We start from the raw sequence: 1661 nt of genomic DNA, 5'->3' as shown, positions 1-1661 counted from the left end.
GAACTTAGTTTAGCAAATTCTCTCAGTGGTTATTCTTTGCATCTCTTTAATGAAGAGGGAAAAGAATTAGATGCTATTGTTGAAGCGATTAAGGCAGGAAAAATTTTGCAGAAACACAACGCAAGCAACACGAAGGTAATTGATGCTTTGCAGAAGATTCTAATTGAAGGAAGGGAATCTAATCGCTTAGTAGGGCATAATGATGGTGTCTGGAGTGTGAGTTTTAGCCCCGACGGTAAGACTTTAGCGACCGGTAGTGAAGACAAGACAATCAAACTGTGGAATGTAGAGACAGGGGAAGAAATCGGCACTCTCAAGGGGCATAATGGCCATGTTTATAGCGCGAGTTTTAGTAGTGACGGTAAGACATTAGCCTCTGGTAGTGAAGACACCACAATCAAACTGTGGAATCTAGAGACAGGTCAAGAAATCCGCACTCTCAAGGGGCATAATGGCCATGTTTATAGCGTGAGTTTTAGTAGTGACGGTAAGACATTAGCGACCGGTAGTTATGACAGGACAATCAAACTGTGGGATGTAGAGACAGGTCAAGAAATCCGCACTCTCACTGGGCATAATGAGACTGTCAATAGCGTGAGTTTTAGCCCCGACGGTAAGACATTAGCGACCGGTAGTGGTGACAACACAATCAAGCTGTGGGATGTAGAGACAGGGGAAGAAATCCGCACTCTCACTGGGCATAATGGCAGTGTCTATACTGTGAGTTTTAGTCCAGACGGTAAGACTTTAGCGACCGGTAGTCATGACAAGACTATCAAACTGTGGAATGGAGAATATGGTTGGGGTTTAGATGGTTTAATGGGGCGGAGTTGCGCTTGGGTACGGGCTTATTTGCACAATCCTAATTCTGGTGTTGAGGAGGAAGATAGGCATTTGTGTGATGGTATTGGTACAAAGAATTAATTGTCAGCTAAGTTAGTTCGGACTAAGAAGATTTGGTCACAACTTCCACGAAAGAATAGAGCTAACCAGCTAGGGTAAAATTAGGGTTTCGGCTTATCCTCAACTCAGCTTAACTAGGAATAGGCCGATTTATCTTGTTAAGGCTATATTTTGAGCAACTTTTGTCAATTTAGCCACAAACATAAACATAAATCGTAGGTGCGTTAGCCAAAGCGTAACGCACTAATTTAATAATTAAGTTGCTGCGTGGGTTGCGGATTATTAATTTGTTTTTTTGTCAGAGATTATCGATGCAAACACGCACCCTAAAAGATCGGCTTACACAAAAAAACAAGTTTATGTTATTATTAAAATAAATCTCAGTCAATAAAAAATATTTATTATGAATATCAAAGTGGTTGTCTGGCAAGAAGATGATGTTTGGTGTGCAAATGTACCAGCTTTGTCTGGTTGTCATACTTGGGCAGAAAATTATGATGATTTGATGGTCATGGTTAAAGAGGCAATAGAAGGCTGGTTAGAAGTTTCTCATGAAAAAAAATTACTTGATCGAAAAGAGAATCAGCAATTAGTGGAGATTTCTGTATGAAGTCAATCTGGCTCTTCGGTTTGTGTTATGCAATGGACGGGGGTTATAAGGGATGGAACCCTTATAGAGAAAGGCATTTAGCGATTTTTGTCAATTGTTTTTTATCTAGAGCGAACTAATCAATTAAGTCTCTTGCCAGATAAGGATT

Annotated in this window: 2 protein-coding genes; both read left to right on the top strand. The window is 40.3% G+C overall.

What is annotated here, in order from left to right:
* Window positions 1-924 (top strand): WD40 repeat domain-containing protein (locus O9290_RS15510; RefSeq protein WP_288056204.1); only part of this gene is annotated, 924 nt, incomplete at its 5' end.
* A 382-nt stretch (window positions 925-1306) separates the two neighbouring features.
* Window positions 1307-1513 carry a type II toxin-antitoxin system HicB family antitoxin gene (locus O9290_RS15505; protein ID WP_002758550.1) on the top strand — a complete coding sequence of 69 codons (207 nt, stop codon included), beginning with the start codon at window positions 1307-1309 and terminating at the stop codon, window positions 1511-1513.
* Window positions 1514-1661 lie beyond the last annotated feature (148 nt).

It is taken from the genome of Microcystis sp. LE19-41.2A (assembly GCF_027530405.1).
In the GTDB taxonomy this organism is placed as follows: domain Bacteria; phylum Cyanobacteriota; class Cyanobacteriia; order Cyanobacteriales; family Microcystaceae; genus Microcystis; species Microcystis aeruginosa.
This window is presented reverse-complemented; position numbering and strand designations above follow the sequence as displayed.